Raw genomic sequence first — 24,467 nt, forward strand, 5'->3', positions numbered from 1 at the left:
AGGGACAAGAAAGAGGAGAATAAATGAACAAGAGGAACGTTGCAGATATCTATGGATTATCCACCATGCAGGAAGGCATGCTGTTCCACAGCTTGAAAAGTGAAAGCAGCAGCATGTATTTGGAGCAATTCTCGTGCAAATTACACGGGCAGATTAATTTCGAATATTTTTGGGATGCCTGGCAAAAGGTCATTAACGATCATTCCGCTTTAAGAACCGCCTTTGTCTGGGAAGGTGTGAAAAAACCTGTTCAGGTAGTTCTGAAGCAATGCGAATGCAGCTACATTCAGTATGACTGGAGCAATCTGCCGAGGGAAGAAATCGAGCATGATTATAGCATGTTTCTTGAAAATGACCGAATGATGGGTTTTGAACTGGACAAGGCTCCGCTGATGAGATTTGCTCTAATTCAAATTACAGAAGACAGCTATTATTTTGTCTGGAGCTTTCACCACATTATAATGGATGGCTGGTCACTGCCTCTGGTACTGGAGGAAATGTTCGGGAATTATAAAGCGTTCAAGACAGGGGAGGCACCGGCGAAGCACAAATCCGCATCATTTAAGGACTATATCCATTGGCTGCATAAACAGGATGCCGGGGTCTCCAGACAGTACTGGAAAGAAAAGCTGAAGGGCTTTGAGGAAGCTTTGCCTCTGTATACTGAACCTGCAGTGGAAGAGCAGAAGGGTGAGACCCGTAAACTCTCCTTACGGCTTTCAGAGGATATACATAATTCTATCGAGCAGATCACTAAAAATAACGGTTTCAGCGCCTACCAATTGTATAATCTTGCCTTTGCCATCTTGTTGAGTAAATACAGTGGAAAAGAAGATGTCGTCTATGGGACGACTGTATCGGGAAGACCTGCGGAATTAAAAGGTATCGATCACACCGTAGGCATCTTTATCAATACCATTCCGGTCCGTGTTCAGTTAGACGGTAATCTTACCTTGCTGGAGTGCCTGGAGAACCTCACACAGGATCAAATCAGCCGCAGTCCCCATGAATATATGTCTTTGGCTGAGATCAGCAGCGCCCTTAATCTGCCTGAATTATTCCAGAGTATTTTTGTATATGAGAATTATGCCAATGCGCAGGCTTATAAGGATATCACAGAGTTCTCAATCGCAGAGCTGCAATTAAGAGAAGAAATCAATTATCCGCTGGCCTGGGTGGTTAAGCCGGATCACGGAATCCTTGTGGAGACGATTTATAATTCCGCTTATTTCAGCGACAGGATCATTGAAGAATTTCAAAGGAGCTTCATAACGATTTTGGATGAAATGGTCCTTAAAATAAATGAAGCTATCCGCACGATTCAACTGCTTCCATCGGAGCAGAATACAGATTTCAAAGCAGGGAAGGCAGTATCCGCCGTTGTGAACCTGCATAACCAGCCTATCCCTCAGAGTTCGGCTTCCGCTATACCGCGCGTTCTGATTGTTGATCCCTATGGGCACCCGCTTCCGGACGGATTCGAGGGCAGTGTATGTACGCCGGATCAGACCGCTTCCGGGTATAGGGGCCGTTATTATGCAGATGGAACGTTAATGATTAATGAGACCTTAAGCACCAGCATGGTGATTGGCGGAATCAAACGTGATTTGCCTGCGCTGGAGCGTGCCCTAAGAGCGGAATCATTAGTAGATGATGTGAAGCTGCTTCACCGTTATAACAGGGAGGGTGAATCCAAGCTTGTTGTCTATTATGTAGAACCGGTGACGGGTGCTGTAGTGGAACAAGCGGCATTCGATGAAGAACGAACTGGTGCCATAAGAGGTGCAATCGTCGACAGGTTGTGCACCTTGCTTGACTTCAATAAGAAGGATTGTCTGGCAGCAGCAGAGCTCGTTCCTGTGTCAAACATTCCTTATTACAGAGATGGCGTTGTCAAAATCAATGATTTGCTCGAACTGGAAATTATTAATGACAACCTCATTCAGCGCTGGAGTAATTTAGTTATCCCGGATGAGCAGAGCGCTATGAGTGAATCTCCTGTGAAGTTCGTGCGCAAGGCCGCAAGAATCAGCCGGGATAACGTGCATATCTCCGATTTGGCCGATGATTATTCTTTTATTAAGAAGAAGAGCTCCGGCAAAATGGACAAGGCTGAAGGGGCTGAGACCCGCAAGGAAGAGAGCAGCGCTGAAACACAGCTATCCCTCATTGTTGGAGAAGACGTGATCATTCCTGAGAATACCGTCTTTGATCTGGGTTATTACATCAAACGGGCTGCCGATCAAGCTCCTGATGATTATGGAATCCGGTTCGTTAATTATGATGGCAGCATTGACTTTGTTAACTATAAGCAGGTCTACAGTGAAGCCAAGGCTATCTGCTGCGGTCTTATCGAAAGAGGCTTGCAGCCTGGGGATAAGGTCATCTATCAGATGGATAACAACCGGAATTATGTAAATACGTTCTGGGCTTGTATGTTAGGCGGCTTTATCGGGATTCCGGCCACGGTAGCTGCTTCTTATAAAGAAGATAATGCAGTGATCCGCAAGCTGTTGAATGCTTGGAAAATGCTTGAACAGCCTGTGATTGTGACGGATGAAGCGCTGGCTGCAAGTATTCGCAGTGTTCCCGGAGTTCTTGGCGGCGAAGAAGAGTTCACCGTCTATTCCGCTGAACAATTGATGAACAGCCGGGATATAGAAATTACCTACGAGGTGAAGCCGGATGATGTAGCGCTGCTGCTGCTTACCTCGGGAAGCACAGGAATGCCGAAAGGAGTTATGCAGACCCACAGAAATATTCTGAGACGCACCATTGCCGCCTGCCAAAATAACGGGTTTGGTCCAGGAGAAGTAACCTTTAACTGGATGCCTATGGACCATGTGGGCGGAATTGTTATGTGTAATGTAAGAGACATCTATCTGCATTGCCAGGAGATTCTGGCACCTGTTAATTATATTCTGGAAGCTCCGCTCCGGTGGCTTACGCTGATGAGTGATTTCAGAGCTACGAATACCTGGGCACCCAACTTTGCCTTTAATTTGATTAACAGCCTTGAGAGTGGAATCAAAGCACTGAATATTGACCTGTCTGCCCTGCGGTTTATAACCAACGGCGGAGAGGTGGTAGTGGCGCGGACCGCCCTGAAGTTTAATGAGATCCTTAAGCCGTATCATCTGGATAAGTCGGCAATGATGCCGTGCTTCGGGATGTCCGAGACGTGTGCGGGTTCCATATATTCCACGGATTTCGGTCAAGATGTAGTGAAGCAGGAGGATAGCAGTGTAAGTGTAGGCAGACCTCTTCCAGGGAACAGAATCCGTATTGTCGATGCTCAGAATGAATTAGTGCCTCTCTATACAGAAGGACGCTTTCAGATGGCCGGGGTGTGCATTACACCGGGATATTACAATAACCCCAAAGCAAACGCCGAAGCATTTACGCCAGACGGCTGGTTCGATACGGGGGATCTGGGGATTATAACCGACCGGGGACTTACCATTACAGGCAGGGCCAAAGACATCATTATCATCAATGGTGTCAACTATAATAATTCGGAAATTGAGGCCATCCTTGAGGAGATTGACGGGGTTGAAGTATCTTATACAGCTGCGGTATCAGTCAAGGCAAGCGGTTCACAAGAGGAAGAATTAGCGATCTTCTTCCATCCGGTATCCATGGATGCCGGGAGGCTTAAAGGGATCATCAAAGAGATGCAAAAGGTAATCACTTCAAAAATCGGGCTTGTTATTGAATACATCATCCCTCTGGCTAAAAAAGAGATTCCAAAGACAGGAATTGGTAAAATTCAGCGGATTCTGTTAAGAGATTCCCTGCTTGCCGGCAAATACGATGCTGTCCTGAAAAAACTCGAAATCGTCAGAAATAAGAACACCGTAAAGCCATGGATATTCAAGAAAGTATGGAAGCCGCTGAGCTTTAAGGTTGAAGAGGGCTCCGTACCCTGCGTCAATATCCTGGTGTTTGAGGACCGCCACGGATTGGCGGCTGAATTCATAGAATGTATGGGCCTGGATGAAACCAGGGTCATATCGGTCAAGCAAGAGGACCGCTTCCAGGTATATGACCGGAATCATTATGGCTGTGATTATACCCGTTATGAGGGCTGCAAAGAGCTGTTTGACTATTTTAAGCAAATCGGGTGGACGGCCGATCATATGATCTATCTTCCCACTTATCAAATAAACGCTAGCGGACATGCAGATATCTCAAACAGTAACCAACTCGGTGTCTTTAGTCTAATCCACTTACTGCAGGTATTGGCGAACAATGACCTGTGCGCTTCTACAAGCCTGTATGTGGGTAGCAGCAATGTGTTCCCGGATGCAGGCGGCCTGGAAACCCGTTATGATAATGCCGCATTAATCGGCTTCATGGCTACTCTGGATACGGAGAATACGGGTGTACGATCGCTGCTGATCGATTTGGAAGGAAGGGATATCAAGCAGGATGCCCGCTTATTACGCGCTGAGATTATGCACGGAGAGACTGCTGTGAAGGAAATCAGTTACCGTGACGGCAGGAGATTAACATGGAAGCTCCGGAATGTGCCTTTACGGAAAGCAGAACCCAAGACAAAGATCAGACAAGGCGGACATTATGTGGTAACCGGGGGCCTAGGGGGCATCGGCACAAAAATCTGCAGTCAGCTCATTGAAAACTATCAGGCTAATCTTCTGATCCTGGGAAGAAGCGATCTGGGGACTCTTGAGGATAAGGATAGCAGAGTTCAGCATTACGACCAATTAGTTGCACTAGGAACTTCCATCAGTTACCGGCAGGCGGATGTGTGTGATCTGGATTCCATCATGCAGGCGGTTGAAGATTATGAGCAATCGAAGGGGATTCAGATTGATGGAATAATACATCTTGCCGGGAATTCAAGCTACCAGCGGCATTTTGACAACCGGGATTCATACCTGATTACGGAAATCGGACAGCAGACTTTTACCGAAGAATTCAATGCCAAGGTCTATGGCGTGTTAAATCTGTTTGAACTCTTGAAAAGCAGAAAAGATGCGATGCTGATCACTTTCTCTTCGGTGACCTCGCTGCTCGGAAGTGCGACCTTCAGTGCCTATGCGGCAGGGAACAGCTTCCTGGAAATGTTCTGTAAGTATGCAGCCGGCCAGTTAGGGTATGCAGTGAAATGTATCTCTTGGACGATGTGGGATAAGATCGGAATGACTGCGGGAAGCCTGCAATCCATTAACAGTCTCAGTGAATCCATCGGGCAGCATGTGATCAGTGAGCAGGATGGCCTGTTATTCTTTGAAGCCCTGTTGAATCTTGGCGACGACATGGTCTATGTAGGGATTGACGAGAATAATGTGCATATCAGCCACAGAATTGATGAGAAAGTGTATGCCAAAGAATATCTTGCTGTCTACAGGCAGGAAGATACAGAGGCGCTTCTCCAGCTTGAGAACGCCAGGGTCCTGGATGATTATGGCGCGGTAAGCACGCTGAAGATGCTCACGGTCAACAGGGATGGCGAAGTGATCGAAGAGGAACAAGCAGAGCAATATGTAGAAGCGTCTACAGATGCTGAGAGAATCATAAGCAACATTTGGTCCGAAGTATTAGCCACCGGGAAAATAGGGATGAATGATAATTTCTTTGAGCTTGGAGGACATTCCTTAAAGGCAACCCAGGTCGTCTCCAGAATCAAAAAAGAATACGGGATCGAATTTGCCATCAATGACTTATTCTATCATCCGACTGTTGGAGCGCTGGCTAAGCTTGTGGAAGAGAGAGTTCACCCGGCTACGGATTCCAAGGGAGAAGGTCACCTTCCCAAATTATCTGATGAAGAGAAGAAACAGGGCATACCGGTTTCTTATGCCCAGCAAAGACTTTGGTTCTTAAAGCAATATGATGAAGAAAGTGCGTTTTACAATATTCTGGAGAGCATCAGGCTTAAAGGCGAGTTGAATGTCTCCTGCCTGCAGCAGGCTGTTACAGAAATCGTCAAGCGCCATGAAGGACTCAGAACGACCTTCGACAACATTGAAGGGCAAATTATGCAGGTTCTGCATGATGTGGATGCCATAGAAATCCCTCTGCAGAATCTAATGCATGTGGAAGAAGAGGCAAGAGAGCAGGTAATTACCAAACTGGCAGATGAAGAAGTCCATCAGGAATTTGATTTCAAAAACGGACCGTTGATCAGATGTAAGCTGCTTAAATTTGCTGCGGATGAGCATGTTATTTTCCTCACCATGCATCATATTATTTCCGACGGCTGGTCTATGGGAGTCTTTGTACATGAATTCGTCGAGCTATATGATGCCTTAGTGAATCAAAGGCCGGCCGAATTACCCGAAATTGAATGGCAGTATGCGGATTATACCCAGTGGCAGAGAGACTGGTTCACCGGAAAGGTTAAAGAAGACCAGTTCCTGTATTGGAAGAACAAGCTCAAGGATGTTGCTACCCTGGATATCCCGTCGGATTACGACAGACCGAAAGTACAAACCTTTAACGGGAAAAAGGACTTCTTTGTATATAGCAAGAGCATGATGGACCGGGTGAATGAACTGGCAGAAGCTACGGGCGCTACACCCTTTATGATTTATCTGGCGGCGGTCGATGTCCTGTTCGCGAGATATACCGGACAGGAGGATATCGCCATTGGAACTCCGATTGCCAATCGGACGCGGATGGAAACAGAGAATACGATCGGATTCTTTGTGAACACCCTGGTGCTCCGCAATGATTTGTCAGGCGATATTTCCTTCATGGAATTGATTGAACGGGTAAAGACAAGTGCGCTGGAGTCCTATGATGCGCAGGATATGCCGTTCGAGATGCTGGTGGATGAATTGGAGCTGGAACGCGATTTAAGCAGAAACCCGTTGTTCCAAGTGATGTTCTCCCTTCAAAATGAAGCACTGCCAGATTTCAAGTTGCCGAATCTTGCGATTACCCGAGTGGAAACAGACAATAAATCAGCAATGTTCGATTTCTGGATTTCTATGAGAGAGCTGGAAGACGGAGTGCACACCTTATGTGAATACAATACGGATATCTATAAAACAGGTACCATACGCAAGATGATGCGGCATCTGGAGAACATCATCAACAGCCTATGCGCAGATCCTTATCAAAAAATCAAGCAGTTCAATTTCATGGATAAAGAAGAAATCAATGAAATCCTCTATGAGCACAATAAAACGGATGTTCCATTGGAGAAAGAATTATTTATCCATGAATTATTTGAAGAACAGGCGCTCTTAAGACCGGATGCACCGGCGCTGAAATTCCAGGGAGACACACTTACGTATCTGGAATTTAATATGCGGGTGAATCAAGTCGCCCATTATCTGATTGCGCAGGGAATAGGCTATGAAGATTTCGTTGGTGTGTACGCAGACCGGTCCATTGAAATGATGGTAGCCGTCTATGGGATTCTAAAAGCAGGCGCGGCCTATATTCCTATTGATCCAACCTATCCCCGGGACCGGGTAGATTATATGCTTCAGGATTCTGAGGTTAAGCTGGTGCTGACCTGCATGGACGAGACCGATGCGCTTGCGGGAATCCGTAAGGTGGATTTGCGGGACAAGGAACTGTTCCTGCCGATGAGTACCGGTAATCCCGGAGTGAAGGTTGAAGGTACCCACGCGGCGTACATGATTTATACCTCAGGTTCGACAGGAAAGCCTAAAGGAACGATTAATATTCACAGCGGCATCCGAAACCGTATTGTATGGGGCCAAAAAGAATTTGGGATGCAGCCGGGAGACCGGCAGGTGCAGAAGACACCCTTCAGCTTCGATGTATCCTGCAGCGAGATTTTTTGGGCGCTGACGGTAGGTGCCTGTCTGGTTATAGCCAAGCCTGAAGGGCATAAAGACGTGGAGTATCTCGCTCAGCTGATCAGGGATGAACAGATTACCATCTCTCATTTTGTGCCTTCGATCCTGAAGCTGTTTCTGGAGCATCCCGGAGCCAAGCAGGCAGGAAGCAGTCTGAGAAAAGTGTTCTGCAGCGGGGAGGCATTGCCGTACCGGTTAAAGGAACAGTTCTTCCAGACCTTCGATGCAGGTCTATACAACCTGTATGGCCCTACCGAAGCCTCCGTTGAAGTATCTTACTACGATTGCAGCGAGAAGCTGGATAAAGAGATTGTGCCGATCGGCAAGCCCATCTCTAATGTGCAGCTGTATGTACTGGACGAGTACATGAATCCCGTTCCCTATAATGTGAGCGGAGAGCTATTCATTGCCGGTGCGAACCTGGCCAGAGGATACTACAAACGTGACGATCTGACAGCCGAGAAATTCATTCCGAATCCGTTCAGTAAATATGTGGCTGCACGGATGTACCGGACCGGTGACATTGTCAAATTGCTGCCGGACGGCAACATCAACTTCATAGGACGCGCTGACAATCAGGTCAAAGTAAGAGGACTGCGCATTGAATTAGGGGAAATCGAAAAGGTGATTCAGTCGCATCCTTCCGTTAAGGATAACGTAGTCATCAACTTAGAGGATGGAAATGATGTAAGAATCGTGTCCTACATTGTCCGTGATGTGAATTATAGAGAACAGGACGTCATGGAGGAGAGCAAGGAGCAGGTCACCCAGTGGGAATCGATATTCGATAATGCCTACAACAAAGAGGAAACGATTCAAGATTTCAGTCTAAATACAATCAGCTGGAACAGCAGCTACACCGGGGAGAAGCTTGGTACCCCGGAAATGGAAGAGTGGCTTGCCGATTCCGTCGATCTGATTAAGAGCTTTAAGCCGCGTAGAGTACTGGAGGTCGGTTGCGGTACAGGGATGATTCTGTTCAAAATCGCCCCGTTATGCGAAGAGTACGTGGGTATTGATTTATCGAGGATAGGCCTCGATTATATCGAACAGAATTTGGACAGCTCCATGAATGTCAGACTATATCAGAAATCGGCTGATGAGCTTGGCGAGCTGCAGAATGAGACATTCGACACCATTATTATCAACTCTGTCATTCAGTACTTCCCGAGCGGAGAGTATCTGAATGAGGTGATTACTACTCTTTTAGGCATGCTGGACAAAGAGGGAACCCTCTTTATCGGTGATGTACGGTCCCTGCCGCTGCTAAGAAGCTATCACACTTCGGTGGAATGGTATAAGGCTCCTGCGGAAACCACCGTGCAAGAATTAAACGACCGGATTAAGAATTCCATTGTAGCGGAGAATGAGCTGCTGGTAGACTCCAAATATTTCTTGAGTCTTAAGGATTCCCTGGAGCAGGTTCACCATGTCTCCATTCTGCCTAAAGTAACAAAGTTCGAGAATGAGATGAGTAAATTCCGCTATCAGGTCGTGATCCGGACGAAAGAAGCGGAGCAACTGGAGAATATCGTTCAGCTCAGCTGGCGGAATATACAATCAGAGCAGGGGCTCCAGGATATACTCACCGGGCGGCAGGATGAGGTTATTGTAATCCAGGATGTCCTGATGGATAAGCTGGTTCATGAGAACAAGCTTGAGTCGCTGCTGAACGACCCTGCGGTGCAAGCTGCAACTGTCCGTGAGCTGAGTGAAGACGTCAGGGAGCTTCAACTGTATGCTCCAGGCTTATATGATTTGCTCGTGCAGGATGGCGGGAATTACCGGCTTCGCGCTTTGTGGAATGGTCATGGCGAGAGCGGAGATTATCAGCTGATCTTGTTCCATAAGAATAAATATGGAGCGGACACCTGTGCCTATGATTATGAAGTGCCGAATTTCATCCGCTACAATGAGGACCAAAGTGTATACTTCACCAATCCATTGGAGTGGAAAGATATCCACCAGTATATTCCTGTCATCAGAGAACATATCAGAAGTCAGTTGCAGGATTATATGATTCCATCGTTCTTTATGGTCTTGCCGGAGATGCCGTTATTGCCAAATGGCAAGCTGAATAAGAAAATGCTTCCTGAGCCTGGAAGTATAAGAAGAAGCGTAAGGAATGAATTTGTAGAAGCAGCCAATGACAACGAAGCCAAGGTCAAGCGAATATGGGAAGCCGTCCTGAATGCCCGGAACATTGGCGTCAATGATAATTTCTTTGATATTGGCGGCCATTCGCTGCTTGTGGTTCAGGTCTATTACAAGATCAAGGAGAGCTTTGATACGAATATTACGGTAGTGGATATGTTCAAATACCCAACCATACGCAGTCTTTGTGAATATCTGGAGGAGACAACGAACAGCTTTGCCGAAGTCGCTTCTGCAAGTGAAGTGATGGAGACAGAGAAGGAAGCCATGAAGGTAAAGAGGAAGCGCCTTAAGGAGCTTTTGAAAAGATAAGTAAGGAGTACTTATATGGAGACTAAGAAGGATAAACTCAAATCCTTATCAAGGGAACAGCTCGCAGGCCTGATTACGAAGTCCAAAGACAGCAAAAAAAGGGATATTGAGAGGGTCGCCAGAACCTCGAATGCGTTCAGCCAGTCCTTTTCACAGCAAAGACAATGGTTTATGGAGCAGTTCATGAACGGAGGCGTATATAATGTCCCGCAGTCCTATCGGCTTAAAGGCGATATAAGACTTGATATTCTGGAAGATGTGCTCAATGCAGTCGTTGAGAAGCATGAAAGTCTTAGAACAGTGTTCAACACCATAGACTATATACCGTCACAGATTATCAAACCTTATGAAAGATTCCGGCTGGATATTATTCATTTGGAAGAATACGACGGTGCGATGAGGGATGCAAAGATCCGGGAGGTTAACAGTGAAATTGCAAGACGGCCCTTTGATTTGACTGTAGGCCCTTTGTGGCGGTTCTATGTGTTGAGATTGTCTGCAGAAGAAATCGTCTTAACCCTCTCCCTTCATCATATTATCTGTGATGGCTGGTCCTTCGGTGTAATTATGAATGAAATTGCCGGGGGCTACCGGGACAGGCTTCATGGACAAGTTGCCCGTTCACCGCTCCAGGTACAATATGTCGATTATTCGGAATGGCAGCGTAAAAGAATTGAAGGCGGCCAGCTGGATAATCAGCTGGAGTATTGGATTGGCAAGCTTAAAGATGCACCAAAGGCCATTCATTTACCCTACGATTATAAAAGAGGCAGCACACAGACTTACCGGGGAAGGACGGAGTACTTTCTCATTGAAAAAGAAGCAGTGAAGGCAATGAGCGACAGATGTGTGCAAATGAATGGCTCGATGTACCATATGATGATGTCCGCGCTAAACCTTCTGATGCATGGCTACAGTCTGGATAATAAGCTCTGTATTGGAACACCGGTTGCCAACAGAAACCAGCTTGAATTGGAGAAATTAATCGGCCTGTTCATTAATACGGTAGTTATCCAAAGTGAAATAGCGAGCAGCATGACCTTTGCAGAGTTATTCACCCAGGTTAGAGACCATTGCATGGAAGCCTTTAATCATGCGGAGATTCCGTTTGAGCAAGTGGTCACGGGCCTTGATATTGAACGTCAGATGCAGCATTCACCAGTGTTCCAGGTGCTGTATGTTCAGACCGAGGAGTCGATGCTGAGTGTTAGTATTCCGGGAATTGAGGTTGAAGTACTCCCGGTATCGGTAGAAACGGCACAATTCGATTTGTCCTTGTACGCAACCATTCTGAAGCATGGAATATCTGCCGGGTTCGAGTACAATACGGATCTGTTCGCCCAGGATACCATTCTGCAGATGATTGAGGATTTCAAGCTATTAATCCAGTTGATTACTGAGAATCCTGACCGGACCATCGGGGAATTCGTCTCCTCTCTATCGCGTAAGAAAGTAGTGATGACGGTAGTCTCCTCCTTCGAATCCGGGCCTGTAGGAGAGCCGATGGAATTCTGGCTGGACAAGCTCCGGATCGACTATAAGCTGCAATTCGCACCGTATAGCCAGATGTTCCAGCAATTGATTGATGATACGGGACTGTTATGCAGAAGCAGTCAGGGCATAGGAATCCTGTTACTCCGTTTGGAAGACTGGATTCAAGGCATGGATGCTAAGGATGCCAGGCTTGCAGCCGTGCTGACGGACAATGCGAACCGGTTCATCCAATGTGCCTCCAGCTTTGTGAACAAGCATCAGTCCAAGGTCATCCTGTACCTGTGTCCGGCATCGGATAAAGTCAATCAGATGACTGAAGCCAAGCGGCTTATTCAACAGTCGGAGCAAAAAATAGCAGCGGAATGTGCGAAAAACGGGAATATTTCTGTACTTCATGGAGACGAAATCGCTGTGAAATATAAGCTTAGTGAGTATAACGACGGTCTTGGTGATGAAGAAGGGCATGTTCCTTATTTAAGAGAGTATTACACGGCGATGGGCACAGAACTGGTCGTGAGTATTTACAATACAGCAATGCAGTCAACGGGCTGAATGATGAGAGGATGCTGACGTTATGACATTAAAAGAGATTGTTGCGGATATTCTGGCCATCCCGGACCAAGAAACGATTCACGAAGACTTGTCACCGCAGAATGCTCCGGAATGGACAAGCCTGAAGCATATCAAGTTAATCACAACCATTGAAGATACCTATAAGGTCAAGTTCACCTTCAAGGAAGTGAAAAGCTTGAAAAATCTTGCCGCCTTTATAACGGTCTTAAAGAGCAAAGGAGTAAGCAATGAAATCTTTGAATAATGCCATTGCCGGGCAGGCGGTTCTGGCGGGAAGCACTAGTGATCATGATCTGGAAAGAATGCTGCTGATCCGTCAATATGAGCTATCGATCCTCGGGCTTTTTTCCAGCGGACATGTCACAGGGACCACTCATACCTGCATGGGACAAGAATATATCCCGGTAGCCTTGAATCCGTTCATTGAAGAAGAAGACTTTGTGATCAGCAATCACCGGGGGCATGGGCATTATATTGCCAGATATGGGGATGCTGAGGGCTTGCTGGCAGAGGTCATGGGCAAACAAGGTGCCGTATGTAATGGAATCGGAGGAAGCCAGCATATTCGCAGAGACCGCTTTATATCTACAGGGATTCAGGCCGAAGGCATAGCGGTAGGCACAGGCATCGCCTGGAGTTATAAATACAAGCAACAAGATAATCTGGTATTTGTCTATATTGGCGACGGAACCTTTGGCAGGGGCTGCGTGTACGAAAGCTTGAACTTTGCCGGCATCTGGAATCTCCCGATGGTCATCGTTGTAGAGAACAATGGAATAGCGATATCAACCCATCAAAGCTACAGCATGTCGGGAAGCATAGAAGGCCGGGTACGGGGGTTCGATCTTGATTATCTGTGCATCCAGAGCAAAGCTGTTAATGAAATAAGAGAACAAACTCGTGACGCTATACACCGTGTCCGCAAGGAATCCAAACCCCTGGTCATTGAATTCATAACAGATCGGGTCGCGTCCCACAGTAAAGGCGATGACACTAGAAGTGCTGATGAGCTTGAAAGAGTCAGGGAGAATTACTGGTACAACCAAATGAAAGCCAGCGATAAGGCAAGGGTAGATAAGCTTGAAGAAGCTGTCCGGAATCAAATGCAAACGCTGCAGGAACTTGTCATACACAGAGAGGGAGCAGAATGGGCGGACTATGAAAAAAGAAAAAATAAATGAGAATTTGCGACATGCCATTCATCAGCTGATGTGTGAGGATGAGGCAGTCGTTGTAATCGGGGAAGATGTACGTGAGCCTTATGGGGGTGCCTTCAAAATCAACAAGGGATTATCTGATGATTATCCGGACAGAGTGATTGGCACGCCGATAAGTGAAGAGGGATTTGTCAACATGGCAAGCGGAATGGCAATCATGGGCCACAAACCGATCGTGGATATGATGTTTTCCGATTTCACTACATTGTCATTTGATCCTCTGCTCAATTTTGCATCCAAGTCCGTAACCATGTACGGGGACAAGCTGGATCTCAGCATGATTGTCAGATGTGCGAATGGCGGTTACAGGGGGTACGGACCCACACACAGCCAAAGCATGCAAAAATACTTCATGGGCATCCCTAATCTAAGCGTGTATGAGCTGTCTCCTTTTCATGATAATTATGATGTGTTTAACCGGATGTTGAGTGAGAAAAATCCTTGTATTTTTTTTGAAGAAAAAATAATATATTCCCAGTACAGGTATGAAAATGGCGTGATCGATGAGCTTTTCAACTATTCCTTTAAAGGTGACCATGAGAACTGGGCAGTCGCCAGTATAGAAGAAAACAGTGTACCGGATGTTCTTATCCTTTGCCCCGGAGGCTTGGCTTCCATGTGCATGAAAGTGGCTGAAAAGCTGATTATGGCGGATGAAATTGAAGTTAAGGTAGCGGTACCTTCCAAGCTGTATCCCTGCGGAATCGAGGCCATTGTTGAAGATGCGGTTGCAGCCGGCAAGATTCTCATTGTGGAAGAGGGGACCAGCGGGCATACCTGGGGCGAAGGAATAGCGGTCAAATTATATCCATATCTCAATAAGCAGAAGGATGGAGCCATTGAGCTCTTAAGTTCTTCTGACAGCATTATTCCCGCATCCATGTATTATGAAAGCCAGGTGCTGGTAGGGGAACAGGACATTTATGAAAGTGTACTGAAGCTGATGAAAATCGCTAAAGAAGGGTGACGGAGGCGGGTATGAGACCAATTGTTGTTCCACAGTTAAATGCGAATGATAACAGCTGCTTGATCCAGAACTATTATTGCGCTGAGGGCGAATTCATTCATTCCGGTGATCTAATTACCACCTTGGAGACCTCCAAGGCAGCTATTGATGTCGAATGTGAAGCAGACGGCTATTTTTATCCTGCGGCTAAAGAACACACCGATGTGAGGACCGGCGAGGTTATTGCCTTTGTTTTTGAGTCCCTCCAAGAAATGAATACATACAAGGAATTATCCGTGGGCAGTGCCACCGCAGACAGCACGGCCAATTACAAACTTTCCAATCAGGCAGAAGCGTTTGCCGCATTGCACCAATTTTCGCAGCAGGAGCTGTCATCCTTAAATAAGAAATTGATTAAATTAAGTGACTTGGAAGAGCTGCTGAAGCAAAGAATCGATGGGGATGAGGCCCGGATTCTCTTGAGTAAGAATCAAAAACAGGTCTCTAAAACAGTAACCCAATCGCATACGAATATTCCAAACGCATTTTTATTAATGAAAGTATATTGTGACGAAGCTCTAACCGGAATGCGGGAAATCGGTGAGCAGCTTGAGATCATTGTGGGGTTTGGAGAAGTATTACCGGTGCTGCTGGTATCGATCAAGGATGAATTCCCGTTAATGTACGGAAAGCTGAAGGATGAAGATACATTTATTCCTGCTGCAGAAGTCAACGTCGGTGTGACCATCGATGTGGGGACAGGTCTCTACATTCCGGTAATTAAAGCTGAACACGCTGGAAGGATTGAGCATACTGCAGAAATAATGATGGAATATAAATATAAAGCATTAAGAAGCAGTTTTGCTGAAACGGATCTGATGGACGGAACGATAACGATTAGCCTGAATACAAGCGCCGATGTTGTCAGCGTCATTCCCATCATTCTGCCGGGACAGACCGGGATGATATCCGTGGGTGCGGTAATGAAGGAATTGGTCCTGAAGGAAGGGACAGTGGCAGAAAGAAGCTATATCAATCTTGGCCTGGCGTACGATCATCGTGTAGTGAACGGATTCTATGCGGTCGAATTTTTGGCGCGGCTGAAGAGCAAGCTTGAACATTTTGAGATCAATGTGTAAGGTGTGAGCCCGGAAGCGGAGAGTGAAGGAGGAGGATATAGTGAGTGACATGCCGCGCAATATTTATGTATTGTCCAGCTTCACTGCTGATTTATTGGAAGACTATCTTGAAGAAGATCTTAAGGAACCCGGGCTTCCGTTCAACGTTGAAACCGGACCCTATAATCAGATTATTTCCCAGTGCATGGACCCGGACAGCTTATTATTTCAGAAGAAACCAGATTATTTAGTCATCTGGACCCGGTTGGAAGATATGATAGGCCGGAAAGATTTCTATCGGAAAGAGAGCTTTAATTCATGCAAGGCTGATCTGTCGATGTTGATCGAGGCCGTTCTGCATGCCAAGGCGGCACTCCGCTGCAAGCTGATTTTTATGCTCCCCCCTGTCTATGAGAACAGGCCTCTGGGAGCCGGTGACCTGCAAATTATGTACGGTGCAATGGAAACTTCCATGATGCTGCGAAAGTTTATGATAGATAAGCTTAGAGTCGTTGAAGGCATATACCTGGCAGACGGGGAAGAGCTGATCCGCAGATACGGCGCAGATCAGAGCTATCACATGGGCATGTATGCTTTTGCCAAAGCTCCTTATGTGAATAGCATCTACAAAGAGGCTGCAAGACAGATTAGCCGGCTCATCAAGCTGGATCTGAGAAATAAGCGCAATATCCTTGTATTTGATGCGGATGTCCTATTGTGTGAGCAAGAGGAACAAGAAGGACACGCAGTTCTTCATGAATTGGATGAGCAAAGAGTGGTTACGGATGATTCCTACCTTTTATTTCAGAGCTATCTGCAGGAACTTGTAAGCTGGGGAAATGAAATCATGCTGTGTTCGAGATCCACTCCAGGACAATTGAATGCCATATTGGACAGGGAAGATCTCATCCTCACCAAGCAAGAATGTAAGTATATGAGCTGTGAGTGTGAATCGATAACAGAAGCAATCCTGCAAATACATAGAGAACATGGCGTTTCACTGGATCAATTCATTGTACTGGATACGAAAGAGCTGTACTTAAGCGGAATCCGCCAGCTGCTGCTGCCGGAGGATTCTACACTTTGGATGCAGAGCGTAGAGGCCTCGGGGATTCTGGATTATATATCCGCTGAAGCTTCCCGTTACAGCAATGGCGAAGATGTCTTGGCAGACAGCACAGAGGAATACAGTCTGGAGGAATTCCTTCAATCCATCCAGCTGGAAGTCACTCTGCGGGAAATCAATGAGCGGCAGGCCGAGAAGATCGAGCATATCCTCCATAATACCAAAGACTTCAACCTGACAGGGTTACTATGGACGCAGGAAGAAATCATCGGAGCGCTTAACGGGGATAATCAATTGATTTATTCCGTAAAGGTACAAGACAGATTTGGAGATTATGGTACGGCCGGTACCATCATTGGGACAGTTGATAAGAAGAGCTTCAAGGTTGACGCTCTGCTCTTAAATTGCCGGGTGCTCGGTAAAAATGTTGAATATCATTTAATGAAGGAATTAGCCCATAGAATTAGAGAACACCAGTGTGACTCTATAGTGTTCCACTATCAATCCAGCGGCAGGAATGAGAGTGCGGCTCAGTTTCTGGCCAGGATTACCCGCACGGACTTGAAGCGTGTTCACTCAGGTGAAGCCCTGACAATTTCTTGTGAAAAGCTCGCGGATTATGCGAATGAAGCACTCCATCCTAACAAAGCAGACAAAGTAGCAGATACTCCAGACGAACCGCACAAGGCAGACCGCAGCTTCGACCCCTACCAGTTCATTTTCAATAGATGGAATAAGCTGGATGAAGCCGAAAAAGATCAAATTAACGATCTGGTTAGTCATACAAAGTCTATTGAAGAAATAATGAGGGCGATTGCGGATTCGAAAATGAAAACAAGAACAGGCGTTAAGGTTGAATATATGCAGCCGAGAACGGAAACGGAGCAAAAAATCGCCGGCTTGTGGGCAGATATTCTTAACGTTGACAAAGTGGGAGTTTTGGATAACTTTTTCGAGCTTGGCGGAACCTCCATCATGGCGGCCCAGCTCATTGTAAAGTTCAAGAATGCCTTTGATATTATGCTGCCGGTGCGGATTTTCTTCGACAGCTCGTCCATTGAGCAAATGGCGATGTATATTGAAGCGGTCAAAAGCGAGCAAAATAAACAGGATATCAATGAATACGCCGTAAGTAATTTCCGCTATAAGACACGGGAATTCTTGAAAAATGAGGTGTGGCTGGACGAGGAAATTACCGGAGCAAAGGAACTTCAAGCGTGGGATCATACCCGGGTCCATAACGTCCTTTTGACAGGTGTGACGGGATTCCTTGGGGCATTTCTGCTGCAGGAGCTTATCGCTATGACAGATTATCATCTGGTGCTGCTGGTCCGTGCGGACAGTGTGCAGAGCGGCTACGACAGAGTTGTGGCTAATATGAAAATGTACCATTTATGGGACGAAGCTTACAGCAGCAGAATGGAAGTCTGCACGGGTGATCTTGCCAGACCTTTACTTGGCCTACAGCTGCAGGATTTCAACGAATTGGCAGCCCGAGTCGATGCTATCTATCATGCGGGCGCTATCACTAATTTCATGGAGCCTTATAACAAGATTAAAGATGTAAACGTACAGGGAGTTCAGGAGATTTTACGTCTGGCATCCACTCATAAGTTGAAGCAGGTACATTATGTGTCAACTCATTATGTATTCTCTACGCTCTCACACGAAAACGGCTATATCGCATACGAGGATACCATTCCGTCCGATCATGAGGTGCTTGTACTGGGATATCAGCAGAGCAAGTGGGTTGGCGAGAGAATTATAGCTCTGGCCAAAGAGAGAGGCATTCCGGTGAGTATCTACCGTGTCGGCAGAATCTCCGGCTCCAGCACCACAGGGGCATGTCAGACCAGAGATATCATGTGGCTTATGATCAAAAGCTGTGTAGAGGCAGGGGTATTGTTCGAGGAGAATGTGAATATAGAATTCATTCCTGTGGATTATGTCAGCAAGTCTATTGTAGCATTATCCACCCAAGCAGGATCAACCAACAAGAACTTCCATATTGTCGCCAGTAAAATGAATACACTGCATCAGGTGTATACCTGGATGAATTCGTACGGGTTCAAAGTTGAAAAAATGCCCTATGCGCAGTGGAAGGATGAGTTGGTGGACAGAGTTGCCGGGAATCCTTATCTGAATACGACCAAGGCTATGCTGCCGTTCATTCCGGAAGATATGGGGGAATGGGATGTGGAAATAACCTATGACATTACCAATGTTACCAAAGGCTTGAGTGAAACTGCGATCACTTGCCCGGAGGTAGGAGAGGAGGTGTTCAACCGGTATTTGGATTACTTTGTGAAGACAAAGTATTTTGAATTACCCGTTGAGGTCAAGTGAAGGATCAGAGAAGTTTACAATTATATGATTTTATAGGAGGAAAACATGATGAAGGAAAGATTGGATGTAATTACAGCAAAGAAAATGAGCCTGTACACTAGCGGGATGTGGGTCTCTCTGCTCATAGGCTTGCTCTATATGGGAATAGGCATTCTGATGCCTATTGATCCGGCGGAGAAATACAGAGGAACGGAATTCTATGAGCAAATTGCCGCCCATCCGTTTATTCCGCATTTATGGAGATATATCTTCGTAGCGATCGGCTTCTTGTCCATCTACTGGATATCGACGGCAGTGTCAACAGTGAGATCCAAAAGCTATGAATGGGAAGGCTTTTACAAATGGGTAACCATTGTTGGTTATGGCGGCGCGGGCTTGCTGTCCCTGGAGTGGATGAGAGAAATATTTATTATGAAGGTTATGACTTTGTATTCCACAGGCAATGAAATGTACCGGGTAGCCTTGGAAGTAGCAGCTTTCCCGCTCGACCCTGACTTTATCTGGATGTTTGGCGGCTTTGGATTATGGTATCTGGTGACTTCGCTGTTGGGCAAAAGAAATCAGGTTTTCTCCTCCAAGCTCAACATTTTGGGCATTATCGTCGGACTGGATTTGATCATCACCATGGTTTTTGCAATGACGGATACGATCATTTATTTCGATGGCGGTCAGATGACCGTTATGCAGATTACGGCTCTTCTCGGCGGAATTATGGGAGCTGTGTATCACATCTGGATGTTCTTTGATATGAGAAAGAATAAAGCGATGTTCGAAAAAAGCATTACCACCCTGCTGGAGCAAAAAAAGAGCGCGGCATAAACGATGAAACCAACCTTAACTAAAAACAGGCTCGGCTTTTCTCTCAAGGGCCTGATTATTCTTTTGCTGGTATTGCTTCCTAATCTGTTATTTTACGCATTTGCGGTAAACGGAACTGCCGGAACCGGGGCGGCCTTCGACAACAGGGTTGAAATCCTTAGTTATATTGAACGTTCGAGCCAAATATTATTAATGCTTGTATTAATATTTCGCGTAAACAAAAGCTCTCCGTCATTGCAAAGCAAATATGTGTTTGGAATGGCCGTATTTTTACTGCTCTATTACGCTTTATGGATTCGTTATTTTGCGGGCGGGATGGACTATACCTTGATCAGCGGGACTTTTTTCGTATTCATGGGGATGTCCATCTTCCCGTCCGTGTATTTCGCTTTAGCAGAGAAATGGCTGGGGGATCATTTGGGAGTAGGGGTCGCCATTACCTTTGGGGTATTTCACACCCTTAACACCTATCTGAATTTTGCAGCTTAATGAGAAGAGTGGAGGATAACATGAAACAAGAAGTTAAACCATGGTTTTTTTTCAAAAGAAACGCTGAAAAGTCCGAAATCAGATTACGTTTGTTTTTGTTCCCTCCTGCCGGTGGAGATGTTTCAACCTTTTTGCACTGGGAAGAGCAGATGCCGCGGGATGTGGAGACCTGCTTTGTCAGGCTGCCTGGCAGAGGGGCCAGAATAACGGAGCCGGCCATTGATAATATGGATATACTTACAGATCTATTACTCCAGGAAATGAAAGAGTACACAGATGTGCCGTACGTGTTGTTCGGGCATAGCATGGGAGGGCTGGTCTCCTATGAGCTGACGCAAAAAATATATAAACAGGGGCTTCCTTTACCGGAATATGTAATTATATCAAGCATGAAAGCACCCAGCTATATGAACAAGTTCACGGAGAGTCTGACAGAAGACGGCAATGACAAATTATATCTGAAAAGCAACGCTGAATTTATGGATAGAATCATCAGTCTTGGCGGAATCCCGGACGCTTTCAGTGAGAACAGAGAGTTTCTGGAATTAATCCTGCCTACCTTTAGAAAAGATATGAAAATGTGTGAAACGTATAATCCTGAGAGTGCGCAAGCCGTCCCGGTGTCATTTGATATCTATGGCGGGAACCGCGATAGCATTGCTACTAAGAAAGAACTAGAGGGATGGAAGAAATACACCACCCAAAAATACGCACTCACCCTCTTTCAGGGGAACCATTTTTATTTTATGGATAATCCCAATATGCTTCTGTTCCATCTGCGCAATAAATTAATGGATATAGGGAATAGGCTTACGGATCAAGCTCAAAGAGAAGCACTATAACACCGGCTTGCCATTTAAAAAGAGTGGAGGATGAAAGATGAATGTGATTCAAATCGATAACCTGGTCAAAAAATTTGGTGACTATACCGCAGTAAACGGACTCAATCTGTCCATTGAAAAAGGTGAGGTGTTTGGTCTGTTAGGCCCGAATGGAGCCGGCAAGAGTACTACGATTAATCTGGTATGCGGCCTGCTTCATGCGACATCGGGGAACATCAGGCTATTCGGAAATAAGGTGGAGGATGAGAAAAGAAAGCTTGGCTTTGTCCCGCAAAACATTGCCCTGTATGATAATTTCACTGCGTATGAGAACGTTAAGTTCTTTGGTGAGCTGTATGGACTGAAAGGGAAAGAATTGGAGAATGGAATCGATGAAGCCTTGGAATTCACCGGCCTGTCCGATGTCAAACGTAAAAAAGCGAAGACCTTCTCCGGCGGGATGCTAAGACGATTGAATATTGCCACTGCTTTGGTCCATCAACCACAGATTCTTATTATGGATGAGCCAACGGTCGGGATTGATCCGCAGTCCAGAAACCACATCCTGAAGTCAGTCCAGCGGTTAAATGAGAAAGGCGTGACGATTGTCTACACAACACATTATATGGAGGAAGTTGAAGCGATCTGTAATCGCATAGCCATTATTGACAAAGGCCAGGTCATTGCTTCGGGGACAAAGAAAGAATTAACAGATCTGATCAGTGATAAGAAATCTCTGCAGCTAACTGTGGATGATGCTCTTGAACTGGATAAGGAAGCAATCTCCCAAATTGATGGCGTGGTTAATGTGGAAATCAATGACAACCTGATCCAGGTGGAGTCGTTAAAAGAAAATGATAATTTGAATGCAATTATTGCATACGTAACCAGCAAAAATGTGAAAATCAGAAGTATCGGCACCACTGATGTTACTTTGGAAACCGTATTCCTGACATTGACAGGGCGCAAGTTACGCGACTGACCATAGAGTCTAGAGGAAAGGAAGATCATATGTTTCAGATCATAAAGAAAATCATTAAAAATCAAATCAGAAATCCAAAGTGGTTATTATTCTTGATGATATTCCCTATCTTTTTAATGATTCTGATCGGTTCGATTCTGACCGGAGCCTTCTCAGACAAATCAAACCTGACCATGGTTGATGTTGCATTGCTCAATCAATCGGAGGGAATGGCAGCCGAGGTTATTGATGCCTTAACCACAGCCTCTGTATCCATTGAAAAAGATTACGGGATAAAAATGGGCTACACCGGCTCAGAGAAAGAAGGCAAAAAAGAGGCACGGGTGAACAAAAAAGTATTCGTGCACCTGGATAAGGAGAAGATCCTGGTCTACGGAAATGAATCGGAGCCGTTAAATACGGCCAGAGTGGTAGCCTTATTCCGAAGCGTGGCCAGCAGCATCCAGACGGTTAAGGAAGCCTATAAAATTGACGGGGAAAAAGCGATTGAACTGATTGGTGCGGATAATGCCACGTATGAAGTGCCTGTAGAACTGATTCCATCCAAAAGTGCCATGAGCTCCTATGATTACTATGGGGTGGTGGAATTAACGCTTATGGTGATGTATATGATGCTGATTCCCATTGGGGATTTATTTACGGACAAAAGAACCAAAATCAAAGAGAGAATTTTACTTACAGGACTTAGCCGGGTGAAGTATTATCTAGCCTCCTTGGCCGCGTACTCTATTTTTGCCTTTGTGGTATTTATTCCAGCCTTTATTTTCTCAATAACCTACTTGGATGTGAACTGGGGCAATTATTCTTTATTCATGTACCTGTATATTGTTTTATTTGCCATCTTCAATGTAGCTCTAGGCATGTTAGTGGCCCAATTATTAAAAGCGCGCGGCAAAGTGGATGTGATTCTTTCTGTGATTATCCTGCCGATTTTCTCCTTTCTCGGGGGATCGTATACCCCATTTCCTTACGATATGGACGGTGTATTCGGCAAAGTCTTGCTGGTCTCCCCGTTACGATGGGTGAATATTGGTATTTTAAAAAGTACCTACGCGCATGACAACCAAATGATATGGGTAAGCTCTGCCATATTTCTCCTTTTAATATTCGTCAGTCTATTTATCGTTGTTGCCAAAGAAAAGAAGGAGGAATTAAGAGCATGAGAACATTTTATGCATTAATAAAAAATAACTTAAGAATTACGATAATGCATAAACCGATTTCTTTTCTGTTAATGACCATCACTCCGATTATCGTCTTAATCATTGCCAGTAAAATGGTCAGTTACTCGACAACCTTTGTTAACGTGGGTATTGTGGATGGAGATAAAACCCGGGCATCGGAAGCCATCACCCAAATTGTTGACGGCCTGGAGGGCATCAAGATCTTCAAGATGAATGAGAATGAAGTGGAGGCCAATTTTCAAAGTAATAAAATAAATACAGCTTTGGTTATCCGCAGCGGATTCCAGGATGGGTTGTTGAATAATTCCATTGAGAATCTTGTGGTGAAAGGAAACGAAGAGCAAAACGTATATACGTTGCTTCAGGCTATCCTCAAAAATCATTTGTTGAATTTACGCAACTTGGGCAAGATTTCAGGGGGGGATGCTGCTGTATTCGAGAATGCGGTAGGCAATTATATCGCCAGCTCTGAGTTTGTGGAGAAAACCTCTCTTAACGATTTGTATACGGAGTACAACAACTCCAATATCTTTGTCGGTTTTTTGATCTTGTTTATTTTCTTCAATTCCTCGGCCATAGCGAATGTAATTAATATTGACAGGGAGCGCAATATTTACTCCAGGATCTTCCTCTCTCCGGCCAAAGTATGGATGTATTATCTGTCCAATGTACTCTGCAATCTGGTCATCACCGCCTTTCAAATTCTGGCCGCAATCCTCAGCATGGAATACTTTACGAATACCTCCATTGGCGTGGAGCCCGGTGTGCTGTTCTTGATTCTCTTCCTGACGGCTATGGTGGCTGTCTCCTTGGGGACATTCTATGTTTCCATTACGGAAGAGGCAGATGCTGCTTCCATGATTTCCAATTTTGCGAACCTGCTGATTGTTATTTTGGGCGGCTGCTTTATTCAGGTGGAACTGTTTCCTAAATTAATCAATGCCATTTCCTATATTTCACCGGCAAGATGGGCTATGGGAAGTATTCTGGATTTACAGCAAGGCTTAACCTTGGGGGATATAGCTGGCAAGGCGTCTTTACTGGGCGGAATGGCAGCGGTGATTCTAGCCATATCGGTCATCATAACCAGCAAGCGGGAAAAGAAATTCAGAAGTCTCTCCTAAAGTGGCAACGAATTCAACTA

At 45.6% G+C, this 24,467-nt stretch carries 13 protein-coding genes; all 13 read left to right on the plus strand.

Going from position 1 to position 24,467, the window contains the following annotated elements; all coding sequences use genetic code 11:
- Positions 1–23 precede the first annotated feature (23 nt).
- Genes MKX51_RS10490 through MKX51_RS10550 form a run of 13 tightly spaced genes read left to right on the plus strand, consistent with a single transcriptional unit; the run spans position 24 to position 24,447 of the window.
- Complete coding sequence (locus MKX51_RS10490) at positions 24–10,268, plus strand: amino acid adenylation domain-containing protein (protein WP_340992290.1); 10,245 nt, start codon at positions 24–26, stop codon at positions 10,266–10,268.
- Positions 10,269–10,283: 15 nt separating this feature from the next.
- Entirely contained in the window at positions 10,284–12,314 is a 2,031-nt protein-coding gene (locus MKX51_RS10495; protein ID WP_340992291.1) for a condensation domain-containing protein, read from the plus strand.
- Positions 12,315–12,336: 22 nt separating this feature from the next.
- Positions 12,337–12,579, plus strand: coding sequence for an acyl carrier protein (locus MKX51_RS10500; protein WP_076073529.1), 243 nt, complete (start codon positions 12,337–12,339; stop codon positions 12,577–12,579).
- The gene (locus MKX51_RS10505; protein ID WP_340992292.1) at positions 12,563–13,516 is read left to right on the plus strand and encodes a thiamine pyrophosphate-dependent dehydrogenase E1 component subunit alpha; all 954 of its coding nucleotides are present in this window, start codon (positions 12,563–12,565) and stop codon (positions 13,514–13,516) included. The genes MKX51_RS10500 and MKX51_RS10505 overlap by 17 nt, the downstream gene beginning before the upstream one ends.
- On the plus strand, positions 13,494–14,519 hold the full coding sequence (locus tag MKX51_RS10510; RefSeq protein ID WP_340941813.1) for an alpha-ketoacid dehydrogenase subunit beta: 1,026 nt from the start codon (positions 13,494–13,496) through the stop codon (positions 14,517–14,519). The genes MKX51_RS10505 and MKX51_RS10510 overlap by 23 nt, the downstream gene beginning before the upstream one ends.
- An 11-nt stretch (positions 14,520–14,530) precedes the next feature.
- On the plus strand, positions 14,531–15,637 hold the full coding sequence (locus MKX51_RS10515) for a 2-oxo acid dehydrogenase subunit E2 (protein ID WP_340992293.1): 1,107 nt from the start codon (positions 14,531–14,533) through the stop codon (positions 15,635–15,637).
- 49 nt (positions 15,638–15,686) lie between these two features.
- Positions 15,687–19,028, plus strand: a complete 3,342-nt coding sequence (locus MKX51_RS10520; RefSeq protein WP_340995586.1) for a thioester reductase domain-containing protein — start codon at positions 15,687–15,689, stop codon at positions 19,026–19,028.
- Positions 19,029–19,076: 48 nt separating this feature from the next.
- A complete protein-coding gene (locus tag MKX51_RS10525; RefSeq protein ID WP_076073539.1) occupies positions 19,077–19,847 on the plus strand; it encodes a hypothetical protein in 771 nt (256 codons plus the stop codon).
- Between the two features lie 3 nt (positions 19,848–19,850).
- The gene (locus MKX51_RS10530; protein ID WP_340992294.1) at positions 19,851–20,336 is read left to right on the plus strand and encodes a hypothetical protein; all 486 of its coding nucleotides are present in this window, start codon (positions 19,851–19,853) and stop codon (positions 20,334–20,336) included.
- Positions 20,337–20,356: 20 nt separating this feature from the next.
- A complete protein-coding gene (locus MKX51_RS10535) occupies positions 20,357–21,178 on the plus strand; it encodes a thioesterase II family protein (RefSeq protein WP_340992295.1) in 822 nt (273 codons plus the stop codon).
- A gap of 37 nt (positions 21,179–21,215) precedes the next feature.
- Positions 21,216–22,139 carry an ABC transporter ATP-binding protein gene (locus tag MKX51_RS10540; protein ID WP_340992296.1) on the plus strand — a complete coding sequence of 308 codons (924 nt, stop codon included), beginning with the start codon at positions 21,216–21,218 and terminating at the stop codon, positions 22,137–22,139.
- A gap of 29 nt (positions 22,140–22,168) precedes the next feature.
- Positions 22,169–23,302: an ABC transporter permease gene (locus MKX51_RS10545; RefSeq protein ID WP_340941805.1), complete on the plus strand. Its 1,134-nt coding sequence runs from the start codon at positions 22,169–22,171 to the stop codon at positions 23,300–23,302.
- Positions 23,212–24,447, plus strand: coding sequence for an ABC transporter permease (locus tag MKX51_RS10550; protein ID WP_340992297.1), 1,236 nt, complete (start codon positions 23,212–23,214; stop codon positions 24,445–24,447). The genes MKX51_RS10545 and MKX51_RS10550 overlap by 91 nt, the downstream gene beginning before the upstream one ends.
- Positions 24,448–24,467 lie beyond the last annotated feature (20 nt).

Source organism: Paenibacillus sp. FSL M7-0420 (assembly GCF_038002345.1).
Lineage (GTDB): Bacteria > Bacillota > Bacilli > Paenibacillales > Paenibacillaceae > Paenibacillus_AQ.

What these genes read in the sequence shown, in the direction of transcription:
- MKX51_RS10490 (WP_340992290.1), top strand. Translation starts at nt 24, where the DNA reads ATGAACAAGAGGAACGTTGCAGATATCTATGGATTATCCACCATGCAG.
- MKX51_RS10495 (WP_340992291.1), top strand. Translation starts at nt 10,284, where the DNA reads ATGGAGACTAAGAAGGATAAACTCAAATCCTTATCAAGGGAACAGCTC.
- MKX51_RS10500 (WP_076073529.1), top strand. Translation starts at nt 12,337, where the DNA reads ATGACATTAAAAGAGATTGTTGCGGATATTCTGGCCATCCCGGACCAA.
- MKX51_RS10505 (WP_340992292.1), top strand. Translation starts at nt 12,563, where the DNA reads ATGAAATCTTTGAATAATGCCATTGCCGGGCAGGCGGTTCTGGCGGGA.
- MKX51_RS10510 (WP_340941813.1), top strand. Translation starts at nt 13,494, where the DNA reads ATGAAAAAAGAAAAAATAAATGAGAATTTGCGACATGCCATTCATCAG.
- MKX51_RS10515 (WP_340992293.1), top strand. Translation starts at nt 14,531, where the DNA reads ATGAGACCAATTGTTGTTCCACAGTTAAATGCGAATGATAACAGCTGC.
- MKX51_RS10520 (WP_340995586.1), top strand. Translation starts at nt 15,687, where the DNA reads ATGCCGCGCAATATTTATGTATTGTCCAGCTTCACTGCTGATTTATTG.
- MKX51_RS10525 (WP_076073539.1), top strand. Translation starts at nt 19,077, where the DNA reads ATGAAGGAAAGATTGGATGTAATTACAGCAAAGAAAATGAGCCTGTAC.
- MKX51_RS10530 (WP_340992294.1), top strand. Translation starts at nt 19,851, where the DNA reads ATGAAACCAACCTTAACTAAAAACAGGCTCGGCTTTTCTCTCAAGGGC.
- MKX51_RS10535 (WP_340992295.1), top strand. Translation starts at nt 20,357, where the DNA reads ATGAAACAAGAAGTTAAACCATGGTTTTTTTTCAAAAGAAACGCTGAA.
- MKX51_RS10540 (WP_340992296.1), top strand. Translation starts at nt 21,216, where the DNA reads ATGAATGTGATTCAAATCGATAACCTGGTCAAAAAATTTGGTGACTAT.
- MKX51_RS10545 (WP_340941805.1), top strand. Translation starts at nt 22,169, where the DNA reads ATGTTTCAGATCATAAAGAAAATCATTAAAAATCAAATCAGAAATCCA.
- MKX51_RS10550 (WP_340992297.1), top strand. Translation starts at nt 23,212, where the DNA reads ATGGGTAAGCTCTGCCATATTTCTCCTTTTAATATTCGTCAGTCTATT.